General features: G+C 71.6%; 16 protein-coding genes. 11 read left to right on the top strand and 5 right to left on the bottom strand.

Translation table 11 applies throughout. The features are described from left to right. Positions 1-49: 49 nt before the first annotated feature. Both ACSDG8_RS15575 and ACSDG8_RS15570 read right to left on the bottom strand, forming a co-directional pair. Positions 50-985 carry a hypothetical protein gene (locus ACSDG8_RS15575; protein ID WP_210892744.1) on the bottom strand — a complete coding sequence of 312 codons (936 nt, stop codon included), beginning with the start codon at positions 983-985 and terminating at the stop codon, positions 50-52. Then, positions 985-1,965, bottom strand: coding sequence for a hypothetical protein (locus ACSDG8_RS15570; RefSeq protein WP_210892746.1), 981 nt, complete (start codon positions 1,963-1,965; stop codon positions 985-987). The genes ACSDG8_RS15575 and ACSDG8_RS15570 overlap by 1 nt, the downstream gene beginning before the upstream one ends. A gap of 366 nt (positions 1,966-2,331) precedes the next feature. Between ACSDG8_RS15570 and paaA the strand changes: the two genes are divergently transcribed. From paaA to paaE, 5 genes are read left to right on the top strand one after another with little or no spacing between them, the layout of a single operon-like run. Next, positions 2,332-3,399, top strand: a complete 1,068-nt coding sequence (gene paaA, locus ACSDG8_RS15565; protein WP_210892748.1) for a 1,2-phenylacetyl-CoA epoxidase subunit PaaA — start codon at positions 2,332-2,334, stop codon at positions 3,397-3,399. An 8-nt stretch (positions 3,400-3,407) separates the two neighbouring features. Next, positions 3,408-3,695 carry a 1,2-phenylacetyl-CoA epoxidase subunit PaaB gene (gene paaB / locus ACSDG8_RS15560; protein WP_184977474.1) on the top strand — a complete coding sequence of 96 codons (288 nt, stop codon included), beginning with the start codon at positions 3,408-3,410 and terminating at the stop codon, positions 3,693-3,695. Beyond that, complete coding sequence (gene paaC, locus ACSDG8_RS15555; RefSeq protein ID WP_210892750.1) at positions 3,692-4,414, top strand: 1,2-phenylacetyl-CoA epoxidase subunit PaaC; 723 nt, start codon at positions 3,692-3,694, stop codon at positions 4,412-4,414. The genes paaB and paaC overlap by 4 nt, the downstream gene beginning before the upstream one ends. Further along, complete coding sequence (gene paaD / locus ACSDG8_RS15550) at positions 4,411-4,887, top strand: 1,2-phenylacetyl-CoA epoxidase subunit PaaD (protein ID WP_210892751.1); 477 nt, start codon at positions 4,411-4,413, stop codon at positions 4,885-4,887. The genes paaC and paaD overlap by 4 nt, the downstream gene beginning before the upstream one ends. Beyond that, the gene (paaE, locus tag ACSDG8_RS15545) at positions 4,884-5,993 is read left to right on the top strand and encodes a 1,2-phenylacetyl-CoA epoxidase subunit PaaE (protein WP_210892752.1); all 1,110 of its coding nucleotides are present in this window, start codon (positions 4,884-4,886) and stop codon (positions 5,991-5,993) included. Before paaD ends, paaE begins: the two co-directional genes overlap by 4 nt. Before the next feature lie 27 nt (positions 5,994-6,020). Here the strand turns inward: paaE and ACSDG8_RS15540 are convergent, their stop codons facing one another. Genes ACSDG8_RS15540 through ACSDG8_RS15530 form a run of 3 tightly spaced genes read right to left on the bottom strand, consistent with a single transcriptional unit; the run spans position 6,021 to position 7,656 of the window. Next, positions 6,021-6,674 carry a hypothetical protein gene (locus ACSDG8_RS15540; protein ID WP_307856136.1) on the bottom strand — a complete coding sequence of 218 codons (654 nt, stop codon included), beginning with the start codon at positions 6,672-6,674 and terminating at the stop codon, positions 6,021-6,023. Positions 6,675-6,727: 53 nt separating this feature from the next. After that, positions 6,728-7,492, bottom strand: a complete 765-nt coding sequence (locus ACSDG8_RS15535) for a peptidoglycan recognition protein family protein (RefSeq protein WP_247678181.1) — start codon at positions 7,490-7,492, stop codon at positions 6,728-6,730. Beyond that, on the bottom strand, positions 7,492-7,656 hold the full coding sequence (locus ACSDG8_RS15530; protein WP_210892753.1) for a hypothetical protein: 165 nt from the start codon (positions 7,654-7,656) through the stop codon (positions 7,492-7,494). Before ACSDG8_RS15530 ends, ACSDG8_RS15535 begins: the two co-directional genes overlap by 1 nt. A 122-nt stretch (positions 7,657-7,778) precedes the next feature. Between ACSDG8_RS15530 and mqnC the strand changes: the two genes are divergently transcribed. From mqnC to ACSDG8_RS15500, 6 genes are all read left to right on the top strand, one after another. Continuing rightward, a complete protein-coding gene (gene mqnC, locus ACSDG8_RS15525; protein WP_128137406.1) occupies positions 7,779-8,969 on the top strand; it encodes a cyclic dehypoxanthinyl futalosine synthase in 1,191 nt (396 codons plus the stop codon). A 428-nt stretch (positions 8,970-9,397) separates the two neighbouring features. Beyond that, positions 9,398-10,657 (top strand): cell wall anchor protein, encoded by a 1,260-nt coding sequence (locus ACSDG8_RS15520; protein WP_210892754.1) that lies wholly within the window; start codon positions 9,398-9,400, stop codon positions 10,655-10,657. A 99-nt stretch (positions 10,658-10,756) separates the two neighbouring features. Then, positions 10,757-11,467 (top strand): demethylmenaquinone methyltransferase, encoded by a 711-nt coding sequence (locus ACSDG8_RS15515; protein ID WP_210892755.1) that lies wholly within the window; start codon positions 10,757-10,759, stop codon positions 11,465-11,467. Positions 11,468-11,541: 74 nt separating this feature from the next. Then, a complete protein-coding gene (locus ACSDG8_RS15510) occupies positions 11,542-11,760 on the top strand; it encodes a hypothetical protein (RefSeq protein ID WP_174535009.1) in 219 nt (72 codons plus the stop codon). Between the two features lie 134 nt (positions 11,761-11,894). Beyond that, positions 11,895-13,169, top strand: a complete 1,275-nt coding sequence (locus ACSDG8_RS15505; protein WP_210892756.1) for a geranylgeranyl reductase family protein — start codon at positions 11,895-11,897, stop codon at positions 13,167-13,169. Between the two features lie 131 nt (positions 13,170-13,300). Continuing rightward, positions 13,301-13,666 carry an NADH-quinone oxidoreductase subunit A gene (locus tag ACSDG8_RS15500; RefSeq protein ID WP_013283601.1) on the top strand — a complete coding sequence of 122 codons (366 nt, stop codon included), beginning with the start codon at positions 13,301-13,303 and terminating at the stop codon, positions 13,664-13,666. The last annotated feature ends 11 nt before the right edge of the window (positions 13,667-13,677 follow it).

Raw genomic sequence — 13,677 nt, 5'->3', positions numbered from 1 at the left:
GCGCGCGGGCCGGTGCTCCGGCCGCGCGCGAATCAGGCAGCCGGGTGGGTCAGGTCGCGGGGCGCAGCAGCGCCTTGGTGATCCGTTCGCAGGCGTCCATGCCGTACTCCCAGCCGCCCTCGACACCGAACGGGCTGCGGACCATCACGCCCATCGTCCACGTGTCGCCGATGGCGAGGCAGTTGACGTGGTACTCCTCTTCCTTGTCCCGGTCGATCCAGCCGTTCTTGATGGCGATCTTCTTCTGCTGGGCGGCCGGGAACGCCTTGCGGATGCCGAAGTCACCGGGAGCGCGTACCTGGCGCATCTCGTTGAGTAGCCACTTGGTCCACTTCGGCCCGGCGGCCCGGCCGTCGTCGATGCAGAGGCCGAGCCGGGCGGTGTCCCGGGGCGACAGTTCCGTCCGGCTCCAGCCGCCGTCGGAGGCGACCGCGCTGTCGGTCAGCTTGCAGATCGAGATGAGCCGCTCGATCGAGTCGGAACCGCCCACGGCCTCGTAGAACTCCTGGGCGCGGGTGTTGTCGCTGTCGCGAATGATCTTCGTGGCGTCGGCCAGCTTCGCGTCGCTCGGCGTCTTGCCGTCCTCGGCGCGCAGGCGCAGGTAGTCGGCCACCACCCAGGACTTGATCAGGGAAGCGGTCGTGCTGGTCTCGTCCATGTTCGCCGAGCCGATGATCTTTCCGGTCCGCTTGTCCAGCACGGACCAGCCGTACCAGCCCTTGATCTTCAGGCTGTCCAGGTTCTTCTCCTGGAACGGCAGCGGGGTGGGCGCCGGTGAGGGGGCGACGCGCGGCGCGTTGCGGTCGACCGGTTGCTTGGCGGACCGCTCGGTCGTCGGCTCGGGGTGCGAGTTCGCGGTGGCCTCCAGCGGCGAGCCGGGGATCACCCGCAAGGAGAGGCCGGACAGGCCGACGAGGACCACGGCCAGCACGCTGAACGCCAGTGGGCGGCGATGGCTGCCGGGCCGACGCCGGGCGCCGGCCATCAGAGCTTCCCGGCCGGCTGTTGCGGCACCTTGAGCGCGGCGCCGGGCTGCGGCGTCACGAGCTGGGTGGCGACGCTGGCGCACATCTTCGCGCCGTACGACAGGCCGGCCCTGGCCGGGTAGCGCATCATCACCGAGAGGCTCCACTTGTCGGTGAACGCCAGGCAGCTGACGTGCCAGTTGCCGTCGTAGGCGAGCCGCGTCCAGCCGTTCTTCATGTGCACCGGGCCCTGCGCCTTGATCGTCGCGGGCAGGCCGTCGATGATGCCCCACCGGCCGCCGCCGGAGCGCTGCCCCTGCTGCTTGACGCTGCCGGCCACCTTGGTCATTTCGCTGAGCAGCCACTTCGTCCACTTGGGCCCGGCGGCGCGGCCGTCGGCGATGCAGTCGCCGAGGCGGACCGCGTCCCGGGGGGACATCTCGGTGAAGCTCCACCAGCCCTTGTACTCGGGCACGGTGCCGGGTTTGGTGTCGGTCAGGCCGCAGAGCCGGATCGCCCGCGCGATGACCGGGTCCGGCTGGCCGCCCGGCTGGGGCCGGTAGGAGCCGCCGGCCGCCCGGTAGACCATGTTCGCGCCGTCGTCGTCGCTGTCGCGGATGGCGAGGATCGCGGACTTCTTTAGCCCGGCGCTCGGCTCCCTGTCGCCGAGCTGGCGCAGGTAGTCCGCGACGATCCAGGCCTTGAGCATCGACTCGGTGGAGCTCGTCTGGTTCATGTTCTTCGCGCCGGTGACAGTGCCGGTCGCGCGGTCCATCAGGGCCCAGGAGAAGAACTCGCCGTCGAACTTCACCGAGACGGGCGCGTCGGCGAGCGTCGGCGGTGCGGGTGCGGTCGGGCTCGGCGCCGGGACCTGTCCACCGCCGCCGATGCCGCCCTCGCCGTTGCCTCCGGCGAACTTGGCGTACGCGGCCGGCACCAGCATGACGCCACCGACGAGGACCGCCACGATGGCGAGCACCATGGTCACGCGAGGTCGCATGAGTGGTGAACTCCAGAGGTATGGCCGGGGGGACCGGCGCTTCAGCAGGTTTCGCTCCAGTCGCCACAAGGCCGGGGGAAGTTGGCCTGAACGGTGACGATCTTGGAGCCGAACGGCTTGCCGGGGGAAGTCTACTTCCGGACTGTCGATATGCCAGGTCTCGACACCCGTCGACTTGGCCGGAAGGGCGGGTTATTGACGTGCTTTGCCAGCCTTGGGGGGTTTCATCTTCGCGGAGTAATCGACATCACACCAACTCTTCGATGGCTGCCGACCACGGCAGGCGCTTGTCCGGTCACGGAAGGTGGCTCGCGAAAGCTGTTACACCCTCTGGTGTCAATCGTGCCGAGCTGTAACACTGACTACATGTATGGCAATGACTTCGCCCCGCCGGAGGACGCTCCGGGCGGCGGCCTGCTCGGCGAGGTGGAGGCGGCGGAGGCGGCGCTGCGCGAAGCGGCGGCGCGAGCCCGGCGCGGCGGCGCGGCGCCGGACGAGGACGTCGAGGCCTACTTCACCGACGTCATCAACGCGGACCAGAAGATCGAACCCCGCGACTGGATGCCCGAGGCGTACCGCAGGACGCTGATCCGGCAGATCGCCCAGCACGCCCACTCCGAGATCATCGGAATGCAGCCGGAAGGCAACTGGATCAGCCGGGCGCCGTCGCTCAAGCGCAAGGCCATCCTGCTCGCGAAGGTGCAGGACGAGGCCGGCCACGGCCTCTACCTGTACGCGGCGGCCGAGACGCTCGGGATCAGCCGCGACGAGCTGGTGGAGCTGCTGCTCGACGGGCGGCAGAAGTACAGCTCGATCTTCAACTACCCCACGCTGACCTGGGCCGACGTGGGCGCGATCGGCTGGCTGGTGGACGGCGCGGCGATCGTCAACCAGGTGCCGCTGTGCCGCTGCTCCTACGGGCCGTACGCGCGGGCCATGATCCGGGTCTGCAAGGAGGAGTCGTTCCACCAGCGGCAGGGCTACGAGATCCTGCATACGCTGGCGCACGGCACCGAAGCGCAGAAGGCGATGTCCCAGGACGCGGTGGACCGCTGGTGGTACCCGTCACTGGCCATGTTCGGCCCGCCGGACGGCGACTCGACGCACAGCGCCCAGTCCATGGCCTGGAAGATCAAGCGCTTCTCCAACGACGAGCTGCGGCAGCGCTTCGTCGACATGTGCGTCGGCCAGGCGGAGGTGCTCGGCCTGACCCTGCCCGACCCCGACCTGCGCTGGAACGAGGAGCGGCAGGCGTACGACTACACCCAGCCCGACTACGACGAGCTGATGCGGGTCATCAAGGGCAACGGGCCGTGCAACAGGGAGCGCATGGCGCACCGGCGCAAGGCGCACGCCGACGGCGCATGGGTACGGGAGGCCGCCGCGGCGTACGCCGCGAAGCGGGCGGATCGAAAGGAGCCGGTGGCGGCATGAGCGAACGCATGAGCAGCGCGTCCTCTCCCCTCTGGGAGGTCTTCGTGCGGGCCCGCCGTGGCCTGTCGCACACCCACGTCGGCAGCCTGCACGCCCCCGACGCCGAGCTGGCCCTGCGCAACGCCCGCGACCTCTACACCCGCCGGCAGGAGGGCGTCTCGATCTGGGTGGTGCCGGCGAGCGCGATCACCGCGTCCAGCCCGGACGAGAAGGACGCGTTCTTCGACCCGGCCGCCGACAAGGTCTACCGTCACCCGACGTTCTACGAGGTCCCCGAAGGGGCGGCCCACCTATGAGCCGGTTCGACTTCACGCTCGCCATCGGTGACGACGCGCTGATCGCGGCGCAGCGCCTCGGGGAGTGGACCTCCCGCGCGCCGGAGATGGAAGAGGACATCGCGCTCGCGAACATCGCCCTCGACCAGCTCGGCGCGGCCCGGCTGCTGCTCACGTACGCGGGCGAGATGGAGGGCGCGGGCCGCGACGAGGACGACCTGGCCTTCCTGCGCGACGACCGCGAGTTCCGCAACTGCCTGCTGGTCGAGCTGCCCAACGGCGACTTCGGCGTCACCATGGCGAAGCTGTTCTTCCTGGCCGCGTACCAGGTGCCGCTCTACACGGCGCTGGCCGGCTGCGCGGACGAGCGGCTGGCAGCGGTCGGCGCGAAGGCGCGCAAGGAGTCGGCGTACCACCTGGACCACGCCGCGCTGTGGGTGAAGCGGCTCGGCGACGGCACCGACGAGTCGCACCGGCGCATGCAGGACGCGGTCGACCACGTGTGGCCGTACGTCCACGAGCTGTTCGACCCGGCTCCGGCGGCGCCGGTCGACCCGGCCACCCTTCGGGCCGACTTCGACGCCACCGTGGCCGCCGTGCTGGACGACGCGACGCTCACCCGCCCGGAGACGGGCTGGACGCCCGGCGGCGGCCGGGAGGGCCTGCACACCGAACACCTCTCCTACCTGCTCGCCGAGATGCAGGTGCTGCACCGCGCCCACCCGGGAGCGAGCTGGTGACAAGCGCGAGGGACGCCGCGGCGGCGGTGGTGGACCCGGAGATCCGGGTCATCACCATCGACGAGCTGGGCATCCTGCGCGCGGTCGACGAGGAACCCGGCACCGGCCGGGTCGTCGTCACGATCACACCCACCTACACCGGCTGCCCGGCCATGGATGTGATCCGGGAGGACATCCGCCGGGCGCTGTCCGCCGCCGGGCACCCGGACGCCGAGGTGCGCACTGTCTACCACCCGGCGTGGAGCACGGACTGGATCTCCGACACCGGCCGGGCCAAGCTCGCCGCCGCCGGCATAGCCCCGCCCGCGCCGCGCGGCGACGACACGGTGGTGCCGCTGACCCTGGCCGTACGCTGCCCGCGCTGCGGGTCGCCGGAGACCACCCAGATCAGCCGCTTCGGCTCGACCGCGTGCAAGGCGCTGTGGCGCTGCCGCTCCTGTTCCGAACCTTTCGACCACCTGAAGGCGCTGTGACTGTCACCATCACGCGGCCGGTTCGCCGCCGGCCGGTCTTCCACCCGCTTCCAGTGGCCGCCGTGGACCGGCTCACCGACGACTCGGTGTCGATCACGTTCGCGGTGCCGGAGGAGCTGCGCGAGACGTTCGCGTTCTCGGCGGGGCAGCACCTCACCGTCCGCCGCCCGGCCGACGGAGACGGCGGGGAGGTGCGGCGGTCGTACTCGATCTGTTCCACCCCCGACGAGCTGGCGCGGCACGGCCGCTTGCGGGTCGGGGTGCGTGAGGTGCCGGGCGGGGCGTTCTCCGCGTACGCCTGCGGCGCGCTGCGCGGCGGCGACACCGTCGAGGTGCTGCCGCCGCTGGGCCACTTCACCTCCGCGTTCACCCCGGACCGGGCCCGCCGGTACGGCGCGGTGGTCGCCGGTTCCGGCATCACCCCGGTCCTCGGGCTGGCCGCGACCGCGCTGGCGACCGAGCCGCACAGCACGTTCACGCTGGTGTACGGCAACCGCACGGCGAACTCGGTGATGTTCGCCGAGGAGCTGGCCGACCTGAAGGACCGCTACCCGACCCGGCTGCACCTGGTGCACGTGCTGTCCCGGGAGATGGGCGAGTCGGCGCTGCTGTCCGGGCGGATCGACGCCGACCGGCTGACCCGGCTGCTCGACACCGTCGTACCCGGTGACGAGATCGAGGAGTGGTTCCTCTGCGGCCCGTACGGGATGGTGGTGGACGCCAAGGCGGTGCTGGCGGGTCGCGGCGTGCCGGATGCGGCTGTGCACACCGAGCTGTTCCACGTCGACGCCCCGCCGGAGCCGGTGCGCCGCGAGGTCGAGCGGTCCGGCGGCGCCGAGGTGACGATCGTGCTGGACGGGCGCTCGTCGAGTTTCACGATGGGCCGGGACGAGCGGGTGCTGGACGCGGCCCTGCGGGTGCGCGGCGAGCTGCCGTACGCGTGCAAGGGCGGGGTGTGCTCGACCTGCCGGGCCCGGGTGGTCTCGGGTGAGGTGACGATGGCGCGCAACTACGCGCTGGAGCCGGACGAGGTGGCCGCCGGTTACGTGCTGACCTGTCAGTCGAGCCCGGTCACCGACGAGCTGACCGTCGACTACGACGCGTGAGGTGACCTGCGGGCCGGCGCCCGCCGGTCAGAACGGCAGCGGCAGCGGCGCCGATGCCTGACGCCCTCGGGCCCGGCGGACGTGGCCGCGCCATCCGGCCAGGAGCGCGAACAGTGTCCAGCCGGCCGCGCCGAGCACGAGCATGCTCCGCTTGCCGGCGACGTCGACCTTCTCGGCGTCGGCCAGTTCCACCTGCCCCTGCGGGTCGACGAGCACGGTCAGCCGCTGGCCGACCCGGTAGCCGGGAGCGCTGCCCGAGTAGACGAGTGGCTCGTCGAGCGGACCGGAGTCGCCGCGGAGCGCGAACTCGTGCCGCTTGCCGGACGTCTGCACGTCGGTGATGGTGACCTGCTGGGCGACGCCCCGCTCCCGCAGCACCGCCTCGGGGGCGAGCTGCACGCTTCCCACCAGCACGAAGAGGGCCGGCACCACCGACAGGGCAGCCAGCCACCAGGCGCGGTGCAGCAGGCGCAGGGCGACGGTGAAGGCGAAGCAGCCGACCAGGCCGAGGCAGATCGGCACGGCCTGGGACAGTCCGACGGTCAGGTAGCCGACGAGCGTGTTCACCGCGATCACGGCGAGGCCGAGGCCGGCCACCACCGCGGTCAGCACGAGGGACCAGAGGGCGGGGCGGGCACCGGCCACGATGACGGGGGTGGGCGGATGCGGTGCGACGGACACGCGGCGAGCCTAGGCGACGGGCGCAAGATCCCTCGCGCCCGTCGCGGCGCGGGTCAGCTCGGCGCCTTGACCTCGCCGTCGAAGGCGATGCTGCGCCAGAGGTCGAACTGGCGGTCGTTGCCGATCAGCGGGTTGCCGACGAGCGCGACGGCGGCGTAGACCTCCTCGTTGTTGCGGAGCAGGCGGAAGTAACCGGGGCCGACCAGGGCGATGCCCCGGTTGGTGGACTGGATGAGCTTCATGTCGTCCTTCCAGAGTTCGAGGGGTGGGTTTCCGGTGAGCTGCCGGGCGACGTCGGCGCGCATGCTGTCGAGGTCGATGAAGGAGGGGTCGATCTTGCCGGTGGTGCTGGTCTCCCGGTGCCCGCGCGCGTAGGAGGCGTCGCGGCCGAGCCGGCGCAGCACGGCGGCGGTGGCGAGCACGGAGGCGGAGTACTGGGCGGGGGTCATCCGCTGGTCGACGCCGTTGTAGTCGATCTCCCAGCCGACCAGGAGCGTGTTGCCGTCACCGGCCGGGATCGGCCCGCTGCCGCGGCTGGACCCGGCGTGGTTGGCCCGCCCGCCGGAGATGACGTGGAAGACGCCGTTGTAGTCGACGAGCGCGTGGCAGAGCGGTCCGGGCAGGTCGGAGCGGCCGTTGATGCAGATGCCCAGGGCGGGGTGCGGGTTGGCGGCGCTGGAGGTCGAGGCGGTGTGGTGCCAGAGCACGCCGATCGGGTTGAACGAGCTGCCGGCCACGCGGCCGAGCCAGTTGCCCTCCTCGACCACAGTGACGCCGGCCGAGCGCAGCACGTCGGCGAGCCACGGAATGGTGGCCATCAGCGCTCCAGCAGGTCGGCGAGGCACTCCGGCGCGCTGGTGGCCGCCGCGGCGGGGCGAGGGCCGGCGGTGAGGGCCAGGCCGCCGGCCGCGAGTGGCGCGAGGACGAGCAGGGCGCGCCGGCGCAGCGCGCGTCTCGTGCGGGGTACGGGTTCGTCAGTCATCGATGCATCGTAGGTCATCGATGGAATTCCCAGGGGGCGTGGCGCTCGTCACCGTGTTTTCCGCGCCGGATCCCCAGGGTGGGCCGGTCGGTGCCGGGGGCGGTCGGCGTACGCTCGGGAGTGTGACGGCGAACCGGGAGATCGACGACATCCTGCAACGCGGCGCGGACGGCGGGCGCATCACGCCCGAGGAGGCGCTGCTGCTCTACACCGACGCGCCCTTCCACGCGCTGGGCGAGGCGGCCGACGCGGTGCGGCGGCGCCGCTACCCGGACAACGTCGTCACGTACCTGATCGACCGCAACATCAACTACACGAACGTCTGCGTGACGGCGTGCAAGTTCTGCGCGTTCTACCGGGCCCCCAAGCACAAGGAGGGCTGGACCCACCCGACCGAGGAGATCCTGCGCCGCTGCGGCGAGGCGGTCGAGCTGGGCGCCACCCAGGTCATGCTCCAGGGCGGGCACCACCCGGACTACGGCGTGGAGTACTACGAGGAGCTGTTCTCCTCGGTCAAGAAGGCGTACCCGCAGCTCGCGATCCACTCGATCGGCCCGAGCGAGATCCTGCACATGGCGAAGGTCTCCGGCGTGAGCCTGGACGAGGCCATCGCCCGGATCAAGGCCGCCGGCCTGGACTCGATCGCCGGCGCCGGCGCCGAGATGCTGCCGGACCGGCCGCGCAAGGCGATCGCGCCGCTGAAGGAGTCCGGCGCCCGCTGGCTGGAGGTCATGGAGCTGGCGCACCGGCAGGGCCTGGAGTCGACGGCCACCATGATGATGGGCACCGGCGAGACAAACGCCGAGCGCATCGAGCACCTGCGGATGATCCGCGACGTGCAGGACCGCACCGGCGGCTTCCGGGCGTTCATCCCGTGGACGTACCAGCCGGAGAACAACCACCTGAAGGGCCGCACCCAGGCGACCACGCTGGAATACCTGCGTCTGGTCGCGGTGGCCCGCCTGTTCTTCGAAACCGTGCCGCACCTGCAGGCGTCCTGGCTGACCACCGGCAAGGACGTCGGTCAGCTCGCGCTGCACATGGGCGTGGACGACCTCGGCTCGATCATGCTGGAGGAGAACGTCATCTCCTCCGCCGGCGCCCGGCACCGCTCCAACCTGCACGAGCTGATCGGCATGATCCGCTCGGCCGACCGGATCCCCGCGCAGCGGGACACGCTCTACAACCGGCTCGCGGTGCACCACACGCCCGCCGACGACCCGAGCGACGACCGCGTGGTCTCGCACTTCTCGTCGATCGCGCTGCCCGGCGGCGGGGCCGGGAAGTCGCTGCCGCTGGTCGAGGTCAACTGACCTCGTTCCCCCGTTCGGCCGGTCGGCTCCCGTCGTGCGGCCGGAGCTCCGGCCGTTTCCGGTGAAGCTTCCGCCAGGGGTCTTCACCTGCGTGATCACCGGCGGCTAGCCTGCCCGCGCGACACCACCGATCCGGGCCGCGAGCAGGCAGGTAACAGGTCGGCGGCGACCCGGGTGAGCACGGCCCGGCGCGCCGGCGACGCCATTACGCTGGCGGCGTCCGTCGGGGACGGTCGTCCTCCATCGGCCCATGAGGGCCGTTCACATAACGCACCGCGGCAAGGGCGGGATGGGTGACCATCCCGCCCTTGCTGTCTGTCGGAATCGATGGGAATTCCCACCCTGGGACGGTGGCGCGACGCTACGTCGCTCCGGTACCGTCCCTTCGTTCGTGCGTTGATCGGCACTTCCCTACCCCCGGGGGAACAATGACCTTCCGCTACCGGTCCACGCTGGCGCGCGCCGGCGTCGTGGCGCTGCTCTCCACCGCCGGTCTCGGCGCGCTCGCCGGCCCGGCGCAGGCGGCCGACAAGGCCGACCTCCAGCTCATCCCGCTCAGCTACCAGCTCGCCATGGGTGTCACCGACGCCAAGGCCAAGCCGTTCAAGTTCCAGGTGAACAACACCGTCGGGACGGTGGACGCGAAGGACGTCCGGGTCACCGTCGAGACGAAGAGTCTCAAGCGCGCCAAGGTCGGCGTGCTGGTCCCGAAGGGCTGCGACATCCGCGGCACCGCCTTCTCGTGCCTGCTGGGCGACCTGCCCGCCGGGACCACTGAGGACTTCGGCATCCCGCTGTTCTCCACCGGCGGCAAGGGCGCGGCCGGCACCCTGACGGTGTCGATCAGCGCGGCGAACGGCACCGGCGTGCTGGACACGGTCGAGCACGACATCACCGTCACCGAGCCCGGCTACGACCTCACCACGTGGGTCCAGGACGTGTACGCCGACGTGGCGGTCGACGGCGACGACGCCGGCGAGGCGGGCCTGCGCCCGGTCCGGCCGGGTCAGACCGCGCCGCTGGACTGGGCCGCGTTCAACGGCGGCAGCGAGCGTGCCACCGGCATCAGCTACGGGATCACGCTGCCGGCCGGCGTCACCTTCGCCGAGCTGCCCGAGGGCTGCGTCGAGCAGAACCTGGGCGGGTTCGCCAACGCGTACTGCGAGGACCTGGGCGCGGTGCTCAAGCCCGGCCAGTACTACACCGCCGGCGTCCGGGTGAAGGTTGGCGCGGACGTGACCGAGAAGCTGCTGCGTCCGGGCTTCGTCTGGGCCGCCGGCCTGGACTCGGCCGCGGGCACGCCGGAGGAGGAGCCGAAGGTCGCCACCTCGGCGCAGCGCCGCGCGTTCTCCGAGGCCGACGACGGCGACAACACCGCCCAGTTCGACGTCTTCGTCGACCAGAGCCCGCAGTCGACCCCGAGCCCGACGCCGACGGTCCAGCCGACCTCGACGCCGACTGCCGGGCCGACCCCGACCGGCAGCGTGACCGCGGTCCCGACCCCGACCGCCGGTGGTGGTGCCGGTGGCGGCTCCGGCGACGGCGGGCTGCCGGTGACCGGCGCGCAGGTCGGTCTGATCGGCGGGATCGGCGCGGCAGTGGTCGCCGCCGGCGTGGCGCTGATGATGCTGTCCCGGCGTCGCAAGGTGGTGCTCGTCACGCCGGACGAGGAGCGCACCGGCGACTGACCCGGTACGGAAGACGCGGCGAGGGCGGGGTGGACGACCACCCCGCCCTCTCGCGTACCCGGGGCGGAGTGAGGGCGGCGCGGCTGGCAGAGTGGAGGGGTGAGCCGTACCCCGCAGGGCCAGCGCGCCAGCCTGGACAAGCAGCCGCACGAGGTAGCCGCGATGTTCGACGGTGTCGCGGCCCGCTACGACCTGACCAACACCGTGCTCTCCTTCGGGCAGGACCGGTCCTGGCGGCGGGCCACCCGGGCGGCGCTCGGGTTGCGGCCGGGCGAGCGGGTGCTCGACGTGGGCGCCGGCACCGGCGTCTCGACCGAGGAACTGGCCCACTCCGGGGCGTACGCGGTCGGCGCCGACCTGTCGCTGGGCATGCTGTACGCGGGCAAGCGCACCCGCCCGTCGGTGCCGCTGCTGGCCGGGGACGCGCTGCGGTTGCCGTTCGCCGACGCGAGCTTCGACGCGGTGACCATCTCCTTCGCGCTGCGCAACGTCAACGACACCGACGCGGCGCTGCGCGAGCTGGCCCGGGTGACCCGGCCGGGTGGGCGGCTGGTGGTCTGCGAGTTCAGCACCCCGGTCAACCCGGCGTTCCGCACCGTCTACCTGTCGTACCTGATGCGGTCGTTGCCGGGCGTGGCGCGCGCGGTGTCCAGCAACCCCGACGCCTACGTCTACCTGGCGGAGTCGATCCGGGCCTGGCCGGACCAGCCGGCGCTGGCCGCGCGGATCGGCGCGGCCGGCTGGGGTCGGGTGGCGTGGCGCAACCTGACCGGGGGCGTGGTGGCCCTGCACCGGGCCGTCCGAAACTGACCCTCCGGCCAGCAAGCGCGGGTCATTTCGTGAATATCCGGTTCTGGTCTACTTTGTCCCGTAGGCTCGCCCCCATGACGGGACCAGACCAGGCCGCCACCGACGACGACGCCGCCGAGCTGATCGCCCAGCTCCGCGAGTTGGCCGGCGCGGATCCCGCTGATGTCCGGCAGGTCGTCGCCGAGGTGCTGGCGGCGCTCGACCGCGCGGCGGGTGGCGCGTTGCGCGACCACCTGCCCGAGGCGATCCGGCTCGACGCCGGGCTCGGACCGGCCGCGTCGGCGCGCCCCTGACCGGTTTCGGCCCTCCTACCGGCCCGTTTCCACGAAGTTAGGCCCCCCTCAGCGCGGCCTGGTGTAACGGCGGTCATAGACTCCAACCGGATGGGCTTGTGAAGCATTTCACGAGCATGCGGGAGGAGGCGCGGATGACCGCGGTGGAGAACGACGCCGACGTCATCGTCGTGGGCGCCGGTCCCGGAGGATCGGCCACGGCGTACCACCTGGCGCGGCACGGCGTACGCGTGCTGCTGCTGGAGAAGACGGAGTTTCCCCGGGAGAAGGTCTGCGGCGACGGGCTCACGCCCCGCGCCGTGCGGCAGCTGATCCGGATGGGCGTGGACACCTCGCCCGAGGCCGGCTGGCTGCACAACAAGGGCCTGCGGGTGATCGGCGGCGGGGTGCGCCTGGAGCTGGACTGGCCCGACCTGGCCAGCTTCCCCAACTACGGCCTGGTGCGGACCCGGCTCGACTTCGACGACCTGCTCGCGCAGCGGGCCGTCGCCGCCGGGGCCAAGCTGCGTACCAGCGTCAACGTCCTCGGCCCGGTGCTCGGCGCCGACGACCGGGTGATCGGCGTGCAGGCCGAGGTCGGCCCGGACAAGGAGCCCGCCACCTTCCACGCGCCGCTCGTGGTCGCCGCCGACGGCGTCTCCGGCCGCTTCCCGCTCGCCCTCGGACTGGCCAAGCGGGAGGACCGCCCGATCGGCGTCGCGGTCCGCCGCTACTACCGCTCACCCGCCAAGCACGACGACGACTACCTGGAGTCGTGGCTGGAGCTGCGGGCCAAGGGCAGCGACGCGCTGCTGCCCGGCTACGGCTGGATCTTCGGCCTCGGCGACGGCCGGGTGAACGTCGGCCTCGGCGTGCTGAACTCGTCCTCCGCGTTCGGCAAGACGAACTACCGCAAGCTGCTCACCGACTGGCTCGCGAACACCCCCGAGGACTGGGGGATGACCGACGAGTCCAACGCGGAGGGTCCGGTCCTCGGGGCCGCGCTGCCGATGGGCTTCAACCGGGTCCCGCACTACACCCGCGGTGTCCTGCTCGTCGGCGACTCCGGCGGCATGGTCAACCCGTTCAACGGCGAGGGCATCGCGTACGCGATGGAGTCCGGCGAGATGGCCGCGGAGGTCGCCGTGCAGGCGCTGGCCCGCCCGGCCGGCGCGGAGCGGGAACGGGCGCTGATGGCGTACCCGCAGGAGCTGAAGGCCCGCTTCGGCGGCTACTACCGGCTCGGCGGCGTGTTCGTGAAGCTCATCGGCCGGCCCGAGGTGATGCGGCTGGCCACCCGGCACGGCATGCCGCACCCGATGCTCATGCGCTTCGTGCTCAAGCTGCTGGCCAACCTGACCGACCCGCGCGGCGGGGACGCGATGGACCGGGTCATCAACGCGATGACGAAGGTGGCTCCGGCCGTGTAGGAGACAACCGTCCGTAGTCGAGCGACCACGGGCGGACAGAGATCGACCCCCGGCGACCGAGGTCTCAGGGACGTGAATAGTGTGATTTTGGCCAACCACCGAGGTCAGGGAAGGACGAGCAGGGGACAACGATGACGCTCTCTCCTTACGCACCCATCATCGGGCTGTTCGCCCTCGCTGCGGCGTTCGCGCTGTTCTCCGTGGCCGCCGCCCGACTCGCCGGCCCGCGGCGTCTGAACAAGGCCAAGCTCGAGGCGTACGAGTGTGGCATCGAGCCGAGCCCGCAGCCGGTCGGCGGCGGCCGGTTCCCGATCAAGTTCTACCTGACGGCGATGCTCTTCATCGTCTTCGACATCGAGATCATCTTCCTCTACCCCTGGGCGGTCTCCTTCGACGCTCTGCCGATCTTCGGCTTCGTGGAGATGGTCCTGTTCATCGTCGCGGTCTTCGTCGCCTACGCCTATGTCTGGCGTCGCGGCGGCCTGGACTGGGACTGAGGAGGTAGCAG

The sequence above is a fragment of the Micromonospora sp. LA-10 genome (genome assembly GCF_051853095.1).
GTDB lineage: Bacteria > Actinomycetota > Actinomycetes > Mycobacteriales > Micromonosporaceae > Micromonospora > Micromonospora echinospora_A.
Note: the sequence above shows the minus strand (reverse complement) of the source record. Positions and strands in the feature narration are given on the sequence as shown.

What these genes read in the sequence shown, in the direction of transcription:
- ACSDG8_RS15575 (WP_210892744.1), bottom strand. Translation starts at nt 985, where the DNA reads ATGGCCGGCGCCCGGCGTCGGCCCGGCAGCCATCGCCGCCCACTGGCG.
- ACSDG8_RS15570 (WP_210892746.1), bottom strand. Translation starts at nt 1,965, where the DNA reads ATGCGACCTCGCGTGACCATGGTGCTCGCCATCGTGGCGGTCCTCGTC.
- paaA (WP_210892748.1), top strand. Translation starts at nt 2,332, where the DNA reads ATGTATGGCAATGACTTCGCCCCGCCGGAGGACGCTCCGGGCGGCGGC.
- paaB (WP_184977474.1), top strand. Translation starts at nt 3,408, where the DNA reads ATGAGCAGCGCGTCCTCTCCCCTCTGGGAGGTCTTCGTGCGGGCCCGC.
- paaC (WP_210892750.1), top strand. Translation starts at nt 3,692, where the DNA reads ATGAGCCGGTTCGACTTCACGCTCGCCATCGGTGACGACGCGCTGATC.
- ACSDG8_RS15535 (WP_247678181.1), bottom strand. Translation starts at nt 7,492, where the DNA reads ATGGCCACCATTCCGTGGCTCGCCGACGTGCTGCGCTCGGCCGGCGTC.
- ACSDG8_RS15530 (WP_210892753.1), bottom strand. Translation starts at nt 7,656, where the DNA reads ATGACTGACGAACCCGTACCCCGCACGAGACGCGCGCTGCGCCGGCGC.
- ACSDG8_RS15520 (WP_210892754.1), top strand. Translation starts at nt 9,398, where the DNA reads ATGACCTTCCGCTACCGGTCCACGCTGGCGCGCGCCGGCGTCGTGGCG.
- ACSDG8_RS15510 (WP_174535009.1), top strand. Translation starts at nt 11,542, where the DNA reads ATGACGGGACCAGACCAGGCCGCCACCGACGACGACGCCGCCGAGCTG.
- ACSDG8_RS15505 (WP_210892756.1), top strand. Translation starts at nt 11,895, where the DNA reads ATGACCGCGGTGGAGAACGACGCCGACGTCATCGTCGTGGGCGCCGGT.
- ACSDG8_RS15500 (WP_013283601.1), top strand. Translation starts at nt 13,301, where the DNA reads ATGACGCTCTCTCCTTACGCACCCATCATCGGGCTGTTCGCCCTCGCT.